The organism is Pandoraea sp. NPDC090278, assembly GCF_044772185.1.
Lineage (GTDB): Bacteria > Pseudomonadota > Gammaproteobacteria > Burkholderiales > Burkholderiaceae > Pandoraea.
Genome location: NZ_JBIVYJ010000004.1, coordinates 21276 through 36255 on the forward strand (window position 1 = coordinate 21276; position 14980 = coordinate 36255).

Here is a 14980-nt window from a genome sequence, read left to right on the forward strand (position 1 = left end):
ACAAATCGCGCAATGGTCGGGCAACGCAATGCGCAGCAACCCGCTCGCTAGCCGAGTCGGCGTCAGGAGGAGCGAGGAGAGGATGGGCACGGCGAATATCCGAGATGAAAAGCAGAGGGTGATGGATCGATACCGGCGATCTAACAGGCGCGTGGTGCGCAGTGGTGCGGGCGTGTCCGATGCGTTCAGACAGCAGCGAGTATACTGCCGACTCGCCTTTTCGCCTGTCCCATGAAGCCTTCCGACGCTCCCCAAAACCCGTCCTCTGCGTTCTCCGCACGCTTTTTGCGCACTGCTTTCGACCGTCGCGCGTCGAACTGGCAGGACGCCGATTTCCTGATGCGGGAAGTGGCGTCGCGACTCGCGAGCCGACTTGATTACATCAAGCTCAAACCTAAGCGTGTCCTGGATGCAGGCTGCGGCACGGGCGGCGATCTGCAGAGCTTCGGCGAACGATATCCCGATGCGTACCGTGTGGGCCTCGACGCCTCGTTCGGCATGGCGAAGGCTGCTGCGGCAGCTGGCGCGACATCCGGTTGGCGGCGTCTGCTGCGCAGCGCTCCTCCGTATGGGGTCGTTCAGGCCGATTTCGCTGCGCTGCCGTTTGCGTCGCGTGCCTTCGATCTCGTGTGGTCGAACCTTGCGCTCCACTGGTACCGTGAACCGCATCGTGTGATCCCCGAGTGGCACCGCGTGCTGACGACGGACGGATTGCTGATGTTCTCGGCTTACGGTCCCGACACATTGCGCGAGTTGCGCGCCGCGTGGGCGGAAGTCGATGGCCTTCCGCACGCATTGGAACCGACGGACATGCACGATCTGGGCGACATGATGGTGGCGAGCGGGTTCGATACGCCTGTGACCGACATGGAGCGTCTGACACTGACGTTCGAATCGCCCGATACCTTGCTGCGCGACGTTCGTCTGCTTGGGGTGAATCCTCAGCCCGAGCGTCGCCAGGGATTGACGGGGCGGGCGCGACTTGCGGCATTGCGAGCGGCGCTGGAGCGTCAGCGTGGCCCCGACGGCACCATCGCACTGACGTTCGAACTCGTCTACGGTCACGCCTGGAAGATCCCCGAGAAGACCGATGCCGCAGGCAATGCCGTCGTGCGTCTTCAGGATATCGGTCGCGGCGGCCGTCCTCGCTAAGCGCTTTTTCCTCTCCTTCGCCAGCGTGGCATCGGCGGTGTTCCGCCGATGCCGAAGCATCTCCCCCTCCCTTGCATCACCCCGCGTGATACATCGCGCGATGCACCGCCGCAGCCTGCGTCCTACACGACTTTGCAGGTGTTCTGCGCTCGTCCGGTTCGCTTAAATGACGCTTCACGGCGTGATTGAGCGCAGGACACAGAAGACATCCCTCCTTGCGTCCTCTCACGCACAAGCGTTGCTTGCGGGCGAATACTCGGGAGGTGGGCGGTGGACTTTCAACACGAAACGTTATCGGTACGGCAAGGCGTCGAACGTGCGCAAGGCGACGGGGCGCGTCATGCAGGCACGTCGAATGCGCTTCGTATCGATGGCGAGTTCCTTCGCCCGACCGTTCCCGTCTTCACGGCCATCGATGGCTTGTGTGCGGCCACCGTTCACCTGAAGCTGGAAGGGTTTAACGCCGCAGGTTCCGTCAAGCTCAAGACGGCGCTGCAACTGATCGACGACCTTGAAACCACGCATCGGATTCGCCCCGGCAGTCAAATCGTAGAGTCTTCATCGGGAAATCTCGGTGTAGCGCTGGCGATGGTCTGCGCCAATCGCGGCTACCGATTCACGTGCGTGACAGATCCCAACACGTCACGGCAGGCCATCCGGGCGATGCAGGCCGTCGGCGCACGTGTCGTGCGCGTCGATCGCCGCGACGCACAGGGCGGCTATCTTGCGACGCGCATCGCGTGGATTCGGGAGCAGGTCGCGCGCGATCCGCAGTGCGTCTGGGTCAATCAGTATGCGAATCCCGCCAACTGGCGCGCGCACTTCCGGTGGACAGCGCCGGAAATCTTCTCGGCCTATCCGGACGTCGATCACCTCTTCGTCGGTGCCGGGACAACCGGCACGTTGATGGGCTGTCTTCACTATGTCCGCGCACATCGATTGCGAACGCGCGTGATCGCCGTCGACGCAGTGGGGTCCGTCACGTTCGGTGGTCCGCCCGGGCCGCGCTTTATTCCGGGACTTGGCACCAGTTGCAGGCCACCGCTCAGCGAGCTTTCGGACTCGGAGCCGCCTGACGCCATCGTCCATGTTTTCGAATCCGACACATTGCGCATGTGCCACATGCTGGCTAGACAAGGGCTACTGGCTGGCGGGTCGACGGGAAGCGTGCTTCATGCCGTTCAGGCTTCGAAAGCAGACATTGCGGCGAGCGATACCGTCGTCGCCATCGCGCCCGACATGGGCGACAAGTATCTCGACACGCTTTACGACGGTGACTGGGCCGCAGCGTGCTTCGGCGACATGCCGGGCATATCTGGCGTATCCGACGTATCCGACGTTTTCGGCACTACCGCCGCCTCCATCGAAACCGTAGCACCGTCGCTGTCATGAACGCACGCCCCATTCCGCAATTCCGCGTGTTCACGGGCGAGCAGATCGACACCGCCGTTCGCCACGGAAAGCGCGCCATTCTCGACACCGTCGAAGCTGCGTATCGCGCGCATCACGAAGGCCATACCGTGAATCCGGAAAGCCAGTTCCTCCGGTTTCCAGACGCGCAACGCAATCGCATCATCGCGTTGCCGGCGCACATTCGCGGACGTGGCGAAGACCGCGAGAGCGTGACCGGTATCAAATGGATTTCGAGTTTCCCGGAGAACATCGAGCGCGGCATGCCGAGGGCGTCTGCGGTACTGATCCTCAACGATGCGGTGACGGGATACCCGATAGCCTGCATGGAAGCGAGCATCATCAGCGCGGCACGCACGGCGGCGAGTGCCATCAGCGCGCTTCGATGTCTCGCGCGCGACGACGCAACCCGTCCTCGGCGTGTGGCGTACATCGGGGCGGGAGTGATTGCCCGTCATGTCGCCGGGTGTTTGCCACTGGCAGGGCTGAACATCGGCGAAGTCATGGTTCATGACCTCAACGTCGGATATGCCGAGTCGCTTGCGAGTCGAATCGAAACGCAAATCGGGTTGAACGCTCGCGCCGAAGCGTCGCTGGAAGTCGCGATACGCGAATCGGACGTGATCGTTTTAACGACCACGGCGGCGTCCCCGCATATTGAAGATCCCAGATGGTTTGCTCACTGTCCCATCGTGCTGCATCTCTCGTTGCGGGATCTTGCGCCATCGATTGTCATGGCGTCGCACAACGTGGTCGACGATATCGACCATTGCTTGCGCGCCTCGACATCGCTTCATCTCACCGAAATCGCGACGGGCCATCGACGCTTCGTCACGACATCACTGCCGCACTTGCTATGCGGCGGTGAGCCGCCGATACGTAATCGGCCCATCGTGTTTTCTCCTTTCGGACTTGGCATTCTCGACATTGCCGTCGGTCGCTGGGTCTACGAGTGCCTGGCTGCCGAGCAGGCGCCCGTCCCCCGCTTTTTCTTTGACTTGTACCGCGCATGACCACAGCTTCTACCGCTTCCTCAAGCTCCTCATCATCAACGGATCAACACGCTTCGCTCGCTGCCGAAGGGTTCGCAGACGTCCTCGTCGGGCTGCAATACGGCGACGAGGGCAAGGCGAAAATCATCGACGCACTCGCACCGGGGTACGACGTGATTGCCCGCTTCAACGGTGGGGCCAATGCGGGCCACACCATCGACACACCGCAAGGACGCATCGCGCTAAAGCAATTGCCGTCCGGTGTATTTCATCCTCATACCACGCTGTATATCGGGTCGGGTTGTGCCATCAATCCGTGGAAGTTGGCGGATGAGATTGGTCAACTGCGCGAGATGGGTATCGCCCTCGAAGGGAGACTTCACATCAGTGCGCGTGCGGCATTGGTACAGCCGCATCACATTGCGATGGATCGACGCAATGGCGACACGATTGGCACGACCGGTAACGGTATCGGCCCGTGCTACGCAGACCGCGCCTTGCGGGTTCGCAACGATATGCGCGTCAATCTGATGCTCGGCGACCTGATCGCGAACGAATCCGATGCCGTGGGTTCGATGCGGAACATCTTCACGCGCATGGTCAACGCGGAAGGCGGCACCTCGCCGTGGATGGCCGAAATGTCCGATCTCTTAAGGGACTTGCCCCGGGTGGCAGCGTCTTTGCGGCCGTACATCCAAGTGAATCGTGGATGGCTCACGAATCGTGTCAGGGCGGGCGCGAGCGTGTTGTTTGAAGGCGCGCAGTCGGTATTGCTCGACGTGGTCGAGGGAAGTCAGCCCTATGTCACATCGAGCCACACGGTGCCAGCCTACGCGTATGTGGGGGGCGATCTTTCGCCGAAGTACCACAGGCAAACGATTGGTGTGGCCAAAGCCATCATGTCGCGCGTAGGGCGCGGGCCATTTCCTTCGGAGCTTGGCGGCGAGCGCTCAGCACAGTACTGCCACGCTGCGTCGCAGTCCCGCATCGGAAAAGCCGAAGAGCAGTCATGTTTCTCCGTCGACACGTTGCTTCGCTCCAGCGATCCATTCGACGTGGGTACGGCGCTTCGCATGCTCACAGCGGAGTACGGAACGGGCACGGGGCGGCCGCGGCGTATCGGCATGCTCGATCTCGCTCAGTTGAGAGACGTCATCCGAACGCACGCCGTGGACTGCGTGTATCTCAACAAGGTGGACTGTCTCGCGCACTACGCAAAGTCGACGTATCAAGGCGTGCCGATGCGGGTGCATCGCGATGTCCTGACAACGGATGCCATGCCGGATGTGGTGATCTATCCCGGGCTGACGGCGCAATCGCTCGATCAGGCACGTGAAGGGACGCTGGATGCCACGATGCACGGCTTTGTCGACTTCGTCGAGCGTCACATCGGGGCACCTTTGGCTGGACTCGGGCTCGGGCCTGAACGCGCCAGTCTCGTGCCGCTGGCACCGCATCCAATAGCACCCGCCGCGTCATCGATGCCTCATGACGCATAAGCAGACCGGCATCGGCGCATATGGTGGATCCGGCGGACACGGTGCATCTGCATTCGAGCCGAAACCCTGGCGAGACGTTGCGGCAGTCACTCGCTGTACTACCGAGTTGCCGTTTCCGCCGTTGCTGCCTGGGCATCTGTTTTTCAATGTGTCGCTCATGCCGTACGCGACGCATCCGTTGGTCTGCGCGCTGGGTCAGGCGGCGCGGCAGCGGTTGAGTGCACTGCGTCTCGGGGACTATCTGAATAAAACGGAGCGGGTCGAACTGTTCATCGTCAACCGGGCCATTGAGCAGATGCTCGATAGGGATGACATCACGGCGGTGAGTCGCGACGATTTACTGGCGATCTACACGGACGAAGGCTTTCACACCTGGATGATGGAGCGCTTCCGTTTGCAGATGTTGCGCGCGACGGGGCACGTCATGGAGAAGGGGAACTCTCGGGGCGTCGCGCGGGTAATGGCGTTGTGCGAATCGGTTTCGCCAGCGTATTCGGGCATCGCAAGCATTGCCGCTGCGACCGTGACGGAGACGCTGATTACCGGAACGTTGCGTCAGGCGGGCGCAGGCGACGAGATTTACCCGCCGGTGCACACCTTGTTGTCGGAGCACGGTGCCGATGAGATGCGGCATCAGGCAGCGTTCGTTCGTTTCGCGAGCGAGTGGGTGCCTGAGCTTTCGATCGATGAGCGCGAATGCCTCGATCAACTGTTGCCGGAACTGATGATGGCGTTTCTCGCGCCCGAGATCGCGACGTGGCGCGAACATCTCTGCGCCATTGGGCTCAGCGACATCGAGGCCGATCAGGTGCTGCTGGAGAGCGTCGATCCGTTGGCGGTCGGCGTGCAGATGATGGAGGCCGCGCGGGTGCCTCGTCGTCTTTTCGAACGCCTGGGACTGTCATGCGCAGAACGGTTTGCACAACAGGCGAGCCGGTGGCGGCCACCTTGATGGTGTGGCGCGGGAGGGCTTGAGCGCGCAGTCCGCGCAACGCGAATGCGAAGGTTGAATCTCGGCTGAATCACGGTGATGGAAGGCGATTGGGAGGGACATGTGACGTGTCATTGGCTTGCGCCCGATTTGACGATGAGTGCCCCGGACTACCGGGCGTTGCTGAGTGCGGCGCTGTTGTTCAAGCGTCGATATCCCCTGCATACCGAGGGAGCGCTTCGTGACAGGACGATCTACTTTCTGTTCTACAACGCATCGCTGCGCACGCGCAGCAGCTTCCAGACTGGCCTGGCGAGATTGGGAGGGAACGCCATCGTCCTCGATCCGCACACGGGGATTTACACGCCAGCGCTTCCTGACGCGGAGATCCCCTACACGACGGAGCGTGTGGCCGACGTCGCGCGCGTGTTGTCGTCCTACGGTGACGCGATAGCGATTCGCATGTACGGCGCGCCCGCAGGCTGGGTATACGGCGCGGCGCATCGGCATCTTGCGGCGTTCGCCGAGTGGAGTCAGGTGCCGGTTATCAACATGGAGTGCGACCGGTTTCATCCGTGTCAGGCGCTCGCGGATGTGATGACGCTCCGTGAGCAACTGGGCGGACTCACCGGGCGCAAGCTGTGCATCAGTTGGGCTTACTCGGGAAGTTGGCATAAACCTGTGGCGGTGCCGCAAAGTCTGTTGCTCGCCGCCGTCAAAACCGGGATGGATGTGACGCTCGCCTATCCACCGCCGTTTGCACTCGACTCTCATGTCATGGCGGCCGCCGCGCAATTCGCCGGGCAGACGGGGGCGCGGATTCGCGTGACGCATGATTTGCGCGATGGTGTAACCGACGCGCACGCCGTCTACGCCAAGTCGTGGTGCAGCCTCAATCACTTGCCGCAGCACTCGGGAGAGGGCGTCGACGAAGCCGGGATGCACTCGGCGTTCGAACGGCGTCGCGACTGGTGCGTGAACGCAGACATCATGCGGCTGGCTGCGCCGAATGCTGGCTATCTCCATTGCTTGCCAGTGGACCGGGGGCAGGAGGTGTCGGATGACGTCGTGGAAGGCCCGGCGTCGTGGGTGTTCCAACAAGCGGCCAACCGACTGCATGCGCAAAACGCCGTGATGGCGCATCTGTTGAATCCGGGGAGTCTGACGTGATGCCGTCGTTCTCTTATCGCTATACCTGCGTGCGCTGCGCGACCCCGCAGACGTGGGGGGCGATTCGCTACCGATGCCACGTGTGTGGTCAGAACTTGCGAATCCAGCGCAAGGCGGATGCGGACTCGCCGTCGGCGATGGATATCGTGACGACGTTCCTGGAAAGTGAAACGGAGGGCATGTGGCGGTACGGTGCCTTGTTGCCCGTCGAAGCGCATTGGGGCAGTCGGCTGCCTGTCGGCGGAACCCCCCTGATCGATTGCGGGGACGACGGTGGCGTCCGGCTTCGGATCAAGGACGAAGCGCGCAATCCCAGCGGCTCGCTCAAGGACCGGGCCACCGAGCTGGTGCTGGCCGTCGCAAAACGCGCCGGATGCAAGGGGGCGGTGACGGCCTCGACCGGCAACGCCGGGGCGTCGCTTGCGTGCATCGCCGCCGCACAGGCAATGGCGGCAACAGTCGTGGTGCCCGCCAGTACGCCCTTCGCGAAGCTCGCGCAGATTCGGGCGTACGGCGCGAACGTCTGCGAGATCGGAGGCACCTATGACGACGCCTTTGAGATTGCCGAACGCATGGCCGACGACGCGCTGGTGTGTTGTCGGAACACCGGCGTGAATCCGTTCACGCACGAGGGCAAGAAGACGTGTGCTTATGAGATTGCCGAAGCGATGGCGTGGCATGTCCCCGACTGGGTCGTCGTGCCGACGGGCGACGGCAATATTCTGTCAGGCATCGCTGCGGGATTTCTCGACCTGTTTGCGCTGGGTATCACTTCGGCGATTCCGCGTCTGATGGCCGCGCAGGCCAAAAGCGCCGACAGCATCGCGCGTGACTGGACGACGCACGACGAGACCGTGGCGTTGCCGATGTCGCCCACTGCCGTGACGCCGAATACGGTGGCCGACAGTCTCTCGGTCAGCCGACCGCGCGACCACTTTGCGGCGCTGCACGCCCTTCGAGCCACACGCGGCACCTGTGTGGTGGTGAACGACGAGTGCATCGCTGCCGCGTCGCGCACGCTCGCGCAGCGTTTCGGTCTTTGGTATGAACCGTCGACGGCGGCAGGCTACGCCGCGTTGCAAGCGGGTCTCGCCAGCGGATGTATCCAGACGGGGGCGGAAGTGGTGTTGCTTGGTACTGGCAGCGGACTGAAGTCACCGCAATGCTTCGATGGCGTAACCCAGCCGCCGACTTGCACATTGGCTGTGCCGCCGGAGGGGCATGTGCCCGGCGACTACGGTCCGTTGCATCGTGGGGCCTGCCCATGAGTGCGATGTCGGGTGTGGACGTCATTGTCATAGGCGCGGGCGTGAGCGGCCTGACGACGGCCGTGGCGATGTCGCTCGCAGGGTGTCGCGTCGCCATCTTCGCGGCTGAGGGGCCATCGCAAACGACGTCGGCGCTGGCGGCGGCGATCTGGCACCCGTTCTATCAGGCCCCGGATCTCGTTTATCTCGCTCGCGCGCGGCACACGTATGCCGCGATGCGTCGCTTGTCGTCGGATGCGTCGTCCGGGGTGAGCATGAGGCCACTGACCGAATATTTTCGACGCGATGCTGGCATGCCCTGGTGGGCGGAATGCGCCAGCGGCCTGTGTCGGGTACCGCCGGAGCGGGTGCCATCGCGCTTCGCCTGCGCGTACCGCATGGACGTGCCCGTCGCCGTCACCGCGACCTACCTGCGTTATCTGATGAACATGTTCCTTGAGCTTGGCGGGCGGTTCGTGCCACGTCGCATCGAGGATCCCACTGTATTGCTCGACGAGGTGGAGATCGTAGTGAATTGCTGCGGCTACGGCAGCCGCCAGTTCGGCGACAACGCCTTGTCGTTGTCGCGTGCCGTTGTGTTACGTGCCACCCGTGACGACGCTGTGCAAGGATGTTTCATCGATGATTCGGATTCTTTCGCACCGACGTACATCGTCGAGCGCGACGACGACATCGTACTCGGCGGTACGGCAGAACCCGACCTGACGTCCACGGTCATCGGGCAACGGCAGATCGATGACATCGTTCATCGCTGCACACGACTTTGCGAGGGCGTTGCGGCCCTGCGAGTCATCGATGCGCGCGTCGGGTTTCGTCCGGTGCGTCGTTCACCGCGTGTTGTCCGGGACGAGCGTCACGCGCGCTTACTGCACAACTATGGACACGGAGGTGGCGGCTTCACCTTGTCATGGGGATGCGCGAACGACATCGTTCGACTCGCGGGCGAGGTGCCGAGCGACGCATGATCGTCCTCGCAACGTACGCGTCACGCGTCACGCGTCACCAAATGCATCCGTGTAAGGAGACCCAATGGAACTGGATCCGGCGGCGCTGGACGAAGCGCGCATCTACAACTTCATGATGAGCACGATTCTCCCGCGTCCGATTGCATGGGTGAGTACGGTCGATGCGCTGGGGCGATTGAACCTTGCGCCGTACGCGTACTTCATGGGCGTGTGCTGTGTGCCGATGACGGTGCTGTTCTGTCCGGTGGTGCCGCCGCAGCCAAGGCGAAAGAAGGACACGCTACTCAACATCGAAGCGGTGCCGGAGTTCGTCGTGAACGTGGCGAGCACTTCGTGCATCGATGCCGTGAATCTCTCGGCTGCGCCCTTGCCGCCCGGCGAGTCGGAATTCGACCTCACGGGCATGACGCCGGTACCGTCTTCGCGTGTGCGGCCCCCGCGCGTTCGGGAGGCATCCGTCGCCTTCGAATGCGAGGTGCGCGACATCATCGAGATTAGCGCTGCACCTGGTGGCGGATGGGTCGTGCTCGGCACCGTGATAGCCGCGCACGTAGACGACGCGCTACTCGATCCCGTCACCTATCATGTTGACTTGCATGCCCTCAGTCCGGTGGGGCGTCTTGGCGGTGGCTCGTTCGTGAATGCCGCGACGGATACTTTCACGTTGACACGCTACAAGACGCTTGCCGATCTTGCGTCGCGAAAGTGATCTCCTCGACCTTTGGGGGCGGGGGCAACGCGACATCGTCGAGGAGTCCGTAGTCGCTTGCCATCTTCGCCGCACGATGGCGGCTCGATACGTCGAACTTGCGCATGGCGCTGCGCAGATGGAAGACGACGCCATGTTCGGAGAGCGTGAGGATTCGACCGATTTCCCACGATGTCTTGCCGCGCGCTACCCATCTCAAGCACTCGCGTTCGCGCGGCGTCAGTGTTGGCGCGCAGCGACGCGCCGCATCGCACTGAACGATGCGCCACACGGCTTCATGCACATGGGCCGCAAGCACGACGCCAGCATGCGACGCCCACACATGTGCGCCCGAATCGCCGACGTCATGCGTTGGCCGCGCATAGCAGCGAGCCTCATGGCGCCCCTGAGTTTGTGCGTGATGCGGTGCCGATGGGCGAAGGCAATGCGCAGGGCGTCTCGGTGACGACAGACTCAATGTGCCCGATGCCCCCGACGGTGTGAAGACCGGATACGTGATGCCGAAGCGCAATCCGGCGGCACGTTGTTCGTCGAGCAATTGTCGGGCCTCGGGCGACACGTACAACCCGGCCGTCCATTCCACGGGTGTCAGTTGCCGGGCAGCGAGCGAGAGGACTGGGTCGACGGTGTCGTAGCGTTGTGCGTCATAACGCTGCTGCCACACACGTGGCAGATTGCCGAAGCGCGGTGTTGCGAAGCGCCCATCGGGCAATGCGAAGTGACTGCGATAGCTGAAGTAGCGCTGGCCGAGCGCGCTGCAAAGTGAAGGGAGCAGCGTGTGAAGGACGTCGAAGCCGGTGGCGTCTTGCAGGGCGCTCAGACCGTCGGCAAACGAGCGGGGAGAGAGAGGGCGCGTGGCTCGCATGGTAAAGCGATGTAGGGAACATGTTTCGCTTGTAGCATGCGTCTGATGGCAGTGCGCACCGGGCTTCGCTGCAACGTGCGTGGTCCGTGAGTCGCGATGCCGCGATGGCGGCAGGATGTCAAAGCGACACCGGATGAAAGCTCCGAGCAAAGTCCCATGATGACGCGGTGTCGCCACAGTATCGAGGTCTTAGGGGAGGGCGCGACATAACGTCGCACGCGAAATCCGGCGCAGCGTCTACTGTTGATGGATATCGGACGAATCCCGCATCGCAACGAAGCCATTGATATGAAGACGATGCAGTGACGAGGCGCTGACGTGTCGTTCGCGTGTGCCGGTTGGTCGGGTATTCAGGACACCGCAACGAGTCGCCGCGTGTTGCAATGTGTCAAACGTGCGACGCATAGGGAGTATCCCGTAGTCGCTCGGCCGTTGGGATTTCTGGCTAGGGGATTAACCGGATTTCCCTTTTGCATCAATGAGTTCAGGAGGATGCTATGGCGCGCCAAATACTCGGTATCAATGTTGTCGCTTCGAGAATGCGCGTTCTATAATGCGGCAGTTTGTCGCGGCCCGGACGCAACTAGTTCCCGGCCGTCGGACATGAAAGACCCAAAATGCCCCACGGGTGACGGCGATGCTCGCAGCCTCTTCTTCCGAGACCGGAAACGGTTCGGCGATGAAGGAATGGACGCATAAGCGCAACTGCGCGATATCGCCGCGCCAGTTTGTCCTGTTCTACCTGTCGTTGGCCGCCGTCTCACTGGGTGTTGCCTTGATTGCGGCGTGGCGCGGTGGGTGGTTGGTCTTGCCGTTCACAGGCCTGGACTTGCTCGTGGTGGGTGTTGCGTTCGTCATTCATGCCCGGCATGCCACAGATTACGAGGTCATTCGGTTGTCGCCCGTGAGCCTTGTGGTCGAGCAACGTTCAGCACAGAGGTTGACGCAGTTCGAGTTCAATCCCCGCTGGGTACGCATCGACATCGAGAAGCCGCCGCGAATGCGCATTGTCTTGCGCTCGGGTAGCCGCTCGGTCACTGTCGGTGCCTATCTTGCGCCGCATCGCCGCGAAACGTTTGCGCGCGAGCTGCGCCGTTGTCTTGCCCAACAGGCCTGAGAGAGATGGAGACGATCTCGGGCGACCGCCAGGGAGGATTTGGATGGTAATTTTGGGTAAGGAAGCTATGAAAAAAACGAAACACGCCTTGGCGGCTTTCCTTGCGGGCGCCTCACTGCTCGCCGGCGCTCCGGCCATCGCGGCGGGCGTCACAGACATGCCGGGGGGACCGGCCGTCAACGAGCTCAACTTCCAGCCGCCGGTCACGAAACTCGCAGAAGAGCTTCACAGCCTGCACACCATGATGCTGATCATCTGTCTGGTGATCTTCATTGCTGTGTTCGGCGTGATGTTCTACTCGATCATCAAGCACCGCAAATCCAAAGGCCATCAGCCGGCGAATTTCCATGAAAGCACCACGGTCGAGGTGATCTGGACGGTCGTGCCGTTCATCATCGTGATTCTGATGGCGTTGCCCGCCACGAAGACCGTCGTGGCCATGAAGGACACCACCAACGCCGACATCACCATCAAGGTGACCGGCTATCAGTGGAAGTGGGGTTACGACTACCTGAAGGGCGAAGGCGAGGGCATCAAGTTCCTCTCGACGCTCACCACGCCGCGCAGCCAGATCGACGGCACCGAGCCGAAGAGCAACACGTACCTGCAGGAAGTCGACAACCCGATGGTCGTGCCGGTCAACAAGAAGGTGCGTCTGATCACCACGGCCAACGACGTCATCCACTCATTCTACGTGCCTGCCTTCGGTATCAAGCAAGACGCCATTCCGGGCTTCGTGCGCGACACCTGGTTCAAGGCGGAGAAGGTCGGCGAGTACCGTGGCTTCTGTACCGAGTTGTGCGGCAAGGAACACGCGTTCATGCCGGTCGTGGTGAAGGTGGTCTCGGAAGACGATTACAACAAGTGGGTCGACACGCAGAAGAAGCAGATGGCGGCCTCGGCAGACGACCCGAACAAGACCTACACCGTGCAGGAATTGATGGAGCGCGGCCAGAAGGTCTACGCCTCGAATTGCGCGGTGTGCCACCAGCCGAACGGCAAGGGTGGCGGTGCGTTCCCGGCGCTCGACGGCGGCAAGATCGTCACGGGCCCGGTGGCCGATCACATCAGCATCGTGCTGCATGGCAAGAATGCGATGCCGAACTGGTCGCATCTGAACGATGTGGAGCTTGCGGCCGTCATCACGTTCGAGCGCAACTCGTGGAGCAACAAGACCGGCGACGTGATTCAGCCGGCACAGGTGCGCGAAGCACGCGGCAACAAGTCGGCGAATGCCGCCGGTGCTGCGGCCGACGCAGCGAAGAACAGTTAAGTCGTTCGACCAGTTCGAAGCAAGGAGATTGGGTATGAGTTCCATCGCTCACGATCACGTGGCGGGTCACGACGATCACGCGCACGACCATCCGCACGGATGGCGTCGCTGGCTGTTCGCGACGAATCACAAGGACATCGGCACGATGTACATGATCTTCTCGTTCGTCATGCTGCTCTCGGGCGGCGTGATGGCGTTGATGATCCGTGCGGAATTGTTCTCGCCGGGCTTGCAGTTCATTCGTCCGGAGTTCTTCAACCAGCTCACCACCATGCACGGGCTGGTGATGATTTTCGGCGCGATCATGCCGGCGTTCGTGGGATTCGCGAACTGGATGATCCCGCTGCAAATCGGTGCGTCGGACATGGCGTTCGCACGCATGAACAACTTCAGCTTCTGGCTGCTGCCGGTAGGCGGTCTGCTGCTGATCTCGTCGTTCCTCGTGCCGGGCGGTGCGACCGCAGCAGGCTGGACGATGTACGCACCGCTGTCGGTGCAGATGGGGCCGGGCCAGGATCTGGCGATCTTCGGGGCGCACATTCTGGGCGCGTCGTCGATCATGGGCGCTATCAACATCATCGTCACGATCCTGAACATGCGCGCACCGGGCATGACGCTGATGAAGATGCCGATGTTCGTGTGGACGTGGCTCATCACCGCCTACCTGCTCATCGCTGTGATGCCGGTGCTCGCAGGCGCGATCACGATGCTGCTCACGGACCGTCACTTCGGTACGTCGTTCTTCAACGCAGCGGGCGGCGGCGACCCGGTCATGTATCAACACATCTTCTGGTTCTTCGGACACCCGGAGGTGTACATCATGATTCTGCCCGCGTTCGGGATCGTGTCGCAGGTGATTCCGGCGTTCTCGCGCAAGCCGTTGTTCGGCTATAGCTCGATGGTGTATGCCACGGCGTCGATCGCGATTCTGTCGTTCATGGTGTGGGCGCACCACATGTTCGTGACGGGCATGCCGGTCACCGGCCAGCTGTTCTTCATGTACGCGACGATGCTGATCTCCGTGCCCACGGGCGTGAAGGTCTTCAACTGGGTCGCCACGATGTGGAAGGGCTCGCTCACGTTCGAGACGCCGATGCTCTTCTCCGTCGGCTTCCTCTTCGTGTTCACGATGGGCGGCTTCACGGGCCTGATTCTCTCGCTCGCCCCGCTCGACATTCAGATGCACGGTACTTACTACGTGGTGGCGCACTTCCACTATGTGTTAGTGGCCGGCTCGCTCTTCGCACTATTCGCCGGGTTCTATTACTGGGTGCCGAAGTGGACGGGCCATATGTACAACGAATGGCGTGGCAAGTTCCACTTCTGGGGCTCGCTCATCACGTTTAACGTGACGTTCTTCCCGATGCACTTCCTGGGGCTGGCAGGCATGCCGCGTCGCTACGCCGATTACCCGGCACAGTTCACGGACTTCAACCAGATCGCGACCATCGGCGCGTTCGGTTTCGGCCTGATGCAGGTGTACTTCCTGTTCTGGGTTGCGATTCCGACGTGGCGTGGTGGTCCGGCGGCTGAAGCCAAGCCGTGGGACGGTGCGGAAGGGCTGGAGTGGACCGTGCCGAGCCCGGCGCCGTTCCACACGTTCGAGACGCCGCCGAAGGTGCATTGAAC

Annotated in this window: 12 protein-coding genes and 1 pseudogene; 12 read left to right on the top strand and 1 reads right to left on the bottom strand. The window is 62.1% G+C overall.

The genetic code is table 11. The features are described 5' to 3' along the window. The first annotated feature begins 231 nt into the window (after positions 1-231). From ACIQWO_RS15215 to ACIQWO_RS15255, 9 genes are all read left to right on the top strand, one after another. On the top strand, positions 232-1152 hold the full coding sequence (locus ACIQWO_RS15215) for a methyltransferase domain-containing protein (protein ID WP_402825463.1): 921 nt from the start codon (positions 232-234) through the stop codon (positions 1150-1152). 270 nt (positions 1153-1422) lie between these two features. Continuing rightward, positions 1423-2544 (top strand): 2,3-diaminopropionate biosynthesis protein SbnA, encoded by a 1122-nt coding sequence (sbnA, locus tag ACIQWO_RS15220; RefSeq protein ID WP_402825466.1) that lies wholly within the window; start codon positions 1423-1425, stop codon positions 2542-2544. Next, positions 2541-3575 (top strand): 2,3-diaminopropionate biosynthesis protein SbnB, encoded by a 1035-nt coding sequence (gene sbnB / locus ACIQWO_RS15225; protein WP_402825468.1) that lies wholly within the window; start codon positions 2541-2543, stop codon positions 3573-3575. Before sbnA ends, sbnB begins: the two co-directional genes overlap by 4 nt. Then, positions 3572-5053 (top strand): adenylosuccinate synthetase, encoded by a 1482-nt coding sequence (locus ACIQWO_RS15230; protein WP_402825471.1) that lies wholly within the window; start codon positions 3572-3574, stop codon positions 5051-5053. Before sbnB ends, ACIQWO_RS15230 begins: the two co-directional genes overlap by 4 nt. Beyond that, entirely contained in the window at positions 5043-6005 is a 963-nt protein-coding gene (locus ACIQWO_RS15235; protein ID WP_402825474.1) for a diiron oxygenase, read from the top strand. Before ACIQWO_RS15230 ends, ACIQWO_RS15235 begins: the two co-directional genes overlap by 11 nt. A 135-nt stretch (positions 6006-6140) precedes the next feature. Continuing rightward, positions 6141-7154, top strand: a complete 1014-nt coding sequence (locus ACIQWO_RS15240; RefSeq protein ID WP_402825477.1) for an ornithine carbamoyltransferase — start codon at positions 6141-6143, stop codon at positions 7152-7154. After that, positions 7154-8422, top strand: a complete 1269-nt coding sequence (locus ACIQWO_RS15245; protein ID WP_402825480.1) for a pyridoxal-phosphate dependent enzyme — start codon at positions 7154-7156, stop codon at positions 8420-8422. The genes ACIQWO_RS15240 and ACIQWO_RS15245 overlap by 1 nt, the downstream gene beginning before the upstream one ends. After that, positions 8419-9387 carry an FAD-dependent oxidoreductase gene (locus ACIQWO_RS15250; protein ID WP_402825483.1) on the top strand — a complete coding sequence of 323 codons (969 nt, stop codon included), beginning with the start codon at positions 8419-8421 and terminating at the stop codon, positions 9385-9387. The genes ACIQWO_RS15245 and ACIQWO_RS15250 overlap by 4 nt, the downstream gene beginning before the upstream one ends. A 64-nt stretch (positions 9388-9451) precedes the next feature. Beyond that, positions 9452-10096 carry a flavin reductase family protein gene (locus ACIQWO_RS15255; protein ID WP_402825486.1) on the top strand — a complete coding sequence of 215 codons (645 nt, stop codon included), beginning with the start codon at positions 9452-9454 and terminating at the stop codon, positions 10094-10096. Here the strand turns inward: ACIQWO_RS15255 and ACIQWO_RS15260 are convergent. After that, positions 10047-10961 (bottom strand): autoinducer binding domain-containing protein, encoded by a 915-nt coding sequence (locus tag ACIQWO_RS15260; RefSeq protein ID WP_402825489.1) that lies wholly within the window; start codon positions 10959-10961, stop codon positions 10047-10049. The genes ACIQWO_RS15255 and ACIQWO_RS15260 overlap by 50 nt on opposite strands. Before the next feature lie 637 nt (positions 10962-11598). Here ACIQWO_RS15260 and ACIQWO_RS15265 point away from each other — a divergent pair. The 3 genes and pseudogenes from ACIQWO_RS15265 to ctaD all read left to right on the top strand — a co-directional run bounded on the left by ACIQWO_RS15265 (position 11599) and on the right by ctaD (position 14978). Continuing rightward, positions 11599-12078, top strand: coding sequence for a DUF2244 domain-containing protein (locus tag ACIQWO_RS15265; RefSeq protein WP_150664138.1), 480 nt, complete (start codon positions 11599-11601; stop codon positions 12076-12078). 43 nt (positions 12079-12121) lie between these two features. Beyond that, positions 12122-13339: pseudogene (gene coxB, locus ACIQWO_RS15270) on the top strand (cytochrome c oxidase subunit II); the annotation flags it as partial. A 46-nt stretch (positions 13340-13385) separates the two neighbouring features. Then, complete coding sequence (gene ctaD / locus ACIQWO_RS15275) at positions 13386-14978, top strand: cytochrome c oxidase subunit I (protein ID WP_402825493.1); 1593 nt, start codon at positions 13386-13388, stop codon at positions 14976-14978. The last annotated feature ends 2 nt before the right edge of the window (positions 14979-14980 follow it).